The sequence below is a fragment of the Ruegeria sp. R13_0 genome (assembly GCF_017743995.1).
GTDB lineage: Bacteria > Pseudomonadota > Alphaproteobacteria > Rhodobacterales > Rhodobacteraceae > Ruegeria.
The window spans coordinates 1-4378 of record NZ_JAGHRB010000041.1 but is presented as its reverse complement, the minus strand read 5'-3'; the positions used below and the strand labels follow the sequence as shown (position 1 = coordinate 4378).

Below are 4378 nucleotides of genomic sequence, written 5' to 3'. Positions count from 1 at the left end.
TGGCCAGATCAACGCCGATTGTGGTAACTTGCATGGGGTGGCTCCTCTCATAAGCAGTCTTAGACAACTGCACTATGGCGCATTGCGACGCCCGTTGGAGCAGGAGCCATCCACACCATCAGGTTTGATGAAGCTGCACTGCGGCACCGTCTTGCAAGATGAACGACCCGGCAAACCGAAGACCGGCTGCCTTCGTCTCCTGTTTAGGACATTTGAAATGCAGCGGTGGGTTCCCGACTGTGGAAATCCGCGCCATTGGCGCGAGCGGAAAGCCGGACGCTTTTAGTTACATTAGTCTGTATTACCGCCACAGCCTGCCCTGCGCTGCCTTTGTCGCGACAGCTATTCCAACTCAGTCATTCAAATCTTGGTTTCCGGTACCCCTAGTCTGCGTAAGTCATCCAGCCATCGGTTGAGGTAATCGTCACTCTCGAACGGCGCATTCCTTGCCTCTTCGATGCTGTAGTTAGGGTTGTCTTCCAAAAACTGTTCGATCATCGTTTTCGCTTCCTCTTCTCGCCCCAACCGCAAGAGTATCGGCGCAAGCGTGCGTCTTAGCCGATCCGGGACCTCGTTCATCTTTTCAATCGAAGCAAGTGCGCCAGCGTAGTCCTCCGCAAAATACTGTGCCCAACCCAGATTCCACAGATACCAATCGGGATGATGCGGGTTGAGGCGAATGGCCGAAAGCATCCGTTCAACGGCTTCATCGGCGCGTCCGCTATAGACCAGCGGGTCAGTTGAGTTCACGAGGGTGCCTGCAGAATTCGGATTCAGAGAGATAGCCTTGTCATACAGTGTTACCGCCCGGTCGAGATCACCGCCATACATCGTCGCATAAGCCAGAACGGCGTAGCCAGCAAAATTAAGGGGTTCCAGGTCAATCGCCTTTCTGGCCATTTCAAAGGCAAGATCGAGGGATTCTTCGCGTGAAAGATCTTCGCTCCAACCAAAGCGGTACCCAAAGGAATGCGCCCAGGCAAGTTCGGCATATGCGCCCGCGAAGTTTGGATCGAGCGCAATCGCTTGCTCACTTAGTCGCTGTGCTTGAATATTGTCCATCTTGCTGAATCTAAGCGAGTGTTCCTCAGCACGCCTGGAGAGTTCATAGGCCCCGAGGCTGTCAGTGGGCTGGTGCTTTAAACGGTCATACTCCGCGAGATCGATACTAGTACTCAACGTTGAAGCGATGGTTCGGGTAATCTCATCTTGAACGTCAAATATGTCTTGCAGTTCGCGGTCGTATTGATCGGCCCAGAGATGCTTGCCGGTAGTGGCATCGATTAATTGTGCATTTGCGCGCAAACGTTCCCCTGCGATCTGAACACTGCCTTCGACGATGTATCTCACGCCGAGTTCCTGCGCGATCTGTTGCACTTCTGCGGGCGTGTCCTTGTATGAAAAGGTCGAATTGCGCGCGATGACAAAAAAGTCTGAGAACCGAGACAGCGCTGTCAGGATGCTCTCACTCAGGCCATCACTTAGGTAGTCCTGGCTCGGATCGTTGTTCAGATTGTCGAAAGCCAGGACCGCGATGGACGGCTTACCGGACACAGGCAGATATTGGTCGCCGCTGGCGGAAGGTATCGCACCCGGATTCCAAGGCTGCCACCATGCCGCCACACCCAAAACCACGGCAAGCACGACACCGATGGCAACTGCCACCTGACGTTGTGCAGGCTTTGCTGCACTCCGCACAATGGGCGATACTAAAGCCGTGGCCTTTTCATCAAGCGCCAAACTGAATACGTGCAACGGCTCCGCCATGTTCTTGACCTGATGCATTCCCGCATCTTCAATGTTGAGGTCGAGTTTGTCCTTAACCTGATCGAAGACGTTGACCGACATACAGATGCCGGCGGATTCGGCCAAGCTTTCCAGCCGGGCGGCGATGTTGACGCCATCGCCCTGAATGTCGTCCTGATCAACCACGATGTCGCCGACATTGATCCCTATCCGATATTGAACCTGAGCGTCTTCCGGTAAGTCCTTGTTCTCGATCCCGACGAAGTACTGCATTTCGACTGCACATCGAACGGCCTCGACGGCGCTTGCGAATTCAATCAGCAACCCGTCACCCATCAATTTCACAATGCGTCCGTTCCGCGCCGATACAATTGGCTCGAATAGACGTTCGCGATGCGTTTTGACGATCTCCAGAGTACCGGCTTCATCATTGCGGATGAGACGGCTGTAGCCAACGACGTCGGCGGCAAGTATCGCGGCGAGGCGGCGTTCCAATTTCCTACCTCCAAAGGTTGAAGACAGGCTAGGCAGAAAGCTACAACTAATCCAGAAACTTTAAGACCGTTGACACGTACCCCTAAAGCTCCCTTTGTCTGAGCCACTGCTGGCAGCAGCTATTTCGCTATTTCCCAATTCACAGCCGGCGCGGTGAGGGTCAGTTATCGCAGGTTCGCGCTACGATTTGTGCTCCCGCGTCGGCGACGCTGCGCCAGTGAGTTGGCAACAGAGGAGGGCAAATGCCGCGATGCAATGAAACCGGACAACGGTGTCACTTATCAAAATTCCTGCTTCGTCCGCGATCGGAGATTTCAACGAAGCCCGGAGTTCGCGCTTGCAGCGAATGACCGGAATGCGGGCTGCGTCCGCAGCATCTTGAAGGTAAGGCCAAGGTCCGCAATGGGCCGATCCTCAACTGAGAAAATCAGCATAGGAGCCCTCATGCTGCGCTGCCTCCTAGGTCGGCAGAGAGCCCATCCTGTGAATTTGGTTTTTTCGCTGCGCGTGCTCGCAGCACAGATTTTGCCGCGCAGGCATCATCTTGAACACGGCAATGCGGCGTAAAAAGCGGCCATTCGTGTCGGGCGCAGCGAAATTTCGTCAGGCAATGAGCGAGACGCGGACAAAGCGGTCGCTACCAACACGGTTTCGCTTGACAGGCTGCTGCACCAGAATGCGACACACTATCCGCTAATCCCCCTCAAGAACATTGCCCATGTAGGAGCGTCCGGTAGATAAGGGGTTCATAAAAAGTCTTGGAGCAGCTCTATGAAACTTCGATCCGCCGATTGGGAAAAAGCTTATGAAGCGGCGCTTCCAGTCTTTCAGGAAGCAATACACGCTTTGCTGACCAATAGCGAAACCCGAGAGATTTTTGCGGCCTGCAAGGAAGGAGATTACCTAAACAATGTCGTCTCCCCAGAGGAGTGGCGTATCTGCGTTTCAACGGCTGATTTGGCTGACCGCCTGAATTATCCAAAGACGGGTTGGACCAAATCCGTTGGTGACTGGCTTACTATTCCGGTGGTCGCAATCGCCCGTCGAGCCTTTGTCAGAGGTAACGAATTTATCGACGACGCTTGGAGCCAAGTTGTGTTGAAAGATGCGATTATTCCAAGGTCAGTCTTTGACGATCCGGAAGATGTTCACTCGGTGCTAATCGGCTTCTTTCTCCACAAACCTCGGCATCTATCGACGCTTATTGCCCCTTGGACAGCGTATGCGTCCTCATTGGAGTTTACTAAAAATGCAAAGAATTTCGACGAGGAGGGTTTTGATGACGAGGAATCTCTGAGTGCGGCTGAAGATGCTTTGTATCCGCATTTCGTCCACTATGGGGTCGTCGCAGGATTTGAGAATCTAGCCCTTATTCCACATTTGATGGCAGCCAGAAATGTAGATGTCACCGATCCTCAATCAATTCGTTCGTCAATTGCCGCAACAAAATACTGGCGCGAAAGGTTTGCTGAGTATCAGTAACAGATGCACTTCCCAAAAGTCTCTGGAACGAGTTGCCTGACTTAATTGAGGCTCTCAATGTCTTGAGACAAAATTCTGCTTCTACACAAAACGCCTACCCTACCAGACGCGATTTCAGGACACGAATCCTCATGGCCTCAATACGCTGAATCGGCAGAGTCATTGTGTTTCGAAAACACTCTTTTGTCGGGCAGCCAAGATCGCCTCAAACCCAAAATTCTCTTTCGATCAGGATGAACTTGTCTATTGTCTCTTTACAGAGATTTTACCGGTAGAGACTCAACTTGAAATTGCGCAAATTTTTATCTGGCTTCGTAAACTACCAAGCCAACCAGTTCAGAAAATCAAACGAACAGTCTGATCATCCTCATCATCAAGCACCGTTACATGCCTCGTTGGACCCTTCGGAAGGAGATGGGTCTAAACCACTGGGATGGCTCGGTGGTGACACGATGATCCCTCAGCTGAAAGCAAAAGCTCCGACGTCTCTGTTCAATCGGTTCCATCTTTGTGAAATCGATTGTTCACGGTTCTGTCGCAAACTTATTGGATGGCAGAGCATCAATGGGGTTGGTGGGCAGTTTAGCCTGCCAGTTGAACAAACTGCTGAAACGGGCGGAGTCCGGGCGTGAATTGATCTTTGCGGATCATATTG

At 52.4% G+C, this 4378-nt stretch carries 3 protein-coding genes; 2 read left to right on the top strand and 1 reads right to left on the bottom strand.

From position 1 onward, the window contains the following. The coding region (locus J7394_RS22705) for a hypothetical protein (protein WP_209256231.1) at positions 1–286 on the top strand (286 nt) is incomplete at its 5' end. Between the two features lie 74 nt (positions 287–360). Here J7394_RS22705 and J7394_RS22700 read toward each other — a convergent pair. After that, entirely contained in the window at positions 361–2241 is a 1881-nt protein-coding gene (locus tag J7394_RS22700) for an adenylate/guanylate cyclase domain-containing protein (RefSeq protein ID WP_209256230.1), read from the bottom strand. Positions 2242–3012: 771 nt separating this feature from the next. Here J7394_RS22700 and J7394_RS22695 point away from each other — a divergent pair. Beyond that, the gene (locus tag J7394_RS22695) at positions 3013–3723 is read left to right on the top strand and encodes a hypothetical protein (RefSeq protein WP_209256229.1); all 711 of its coding nucleotides are present in this window, start codon (positions 3013–3015) and stop codon (positions 3721–3723) included. Positions 3724–4378: the final 655 nt, after the last annotated feature.

Excerpts from the sequence above, each read along its gene's own strand:
- J7394_RS22695 (WP_209256229.1), top strand. The coding sequence starts at position 3,013 with ATGAAACTTCGATCCGCCGATTGGGAAAAAGCTTATGAAGCGGCGCTT.